A 283-nucleotide genomic window follows, 5' to 3' on the forward strand; every position below is an offset into this window, starting at 1 on the left:
GATTTCAAAAGAGATTAGTGCCTCTCCTGACAGTGCTCAATGGCAATCCATAAATTGGAAAACTGTTGAGTCACACGTTTTAAAGCTTCAGATGCGTATTGCAAAAGCAACAAGAGAAAGTAAACACGGCAAAGCGAAAGCATTGCAGTGGATACTGACTCACTCGCATTCGGCAAAACTTCTTGCTGTTAAGCGAGTATCACAAAACAAAGGCAGTAAAACGCCCGGAATAGACGGCGTCATCTGGAATACGGATACGCGCCGCATGAAAGCAGTCAATCAA

General features: G+C 43.8%; 1 protein-coding gene. It reads left to right on the plus strand.

All coding sequences use genetic code 11. The features are described from left to right. Position 1: 1 nt before the first annotated feature. Positions 2–283 (plus strand): reverse transcriptase N-terminal domain-containing protein (locus tag JIG41_RS16075; RefSeq protein ID WP_199525087.1); only part of this gene is annotated, 282 nt, incomplete at its 3' end.

Origin of the sequence: Pseudoalteromonas sp. bablab_jr011, from assembly GCF_016464045.1 — a bacterium.
In the GTDB taxonomy this organism is placed as follows: domain Bacteria; phylum Pseudomonadota; class Gammaproteobacteria; order Enterobacterales; family Alteromonadaceae; genus Pseudoalteromonas; species Pseudoalteromonas lipolytica.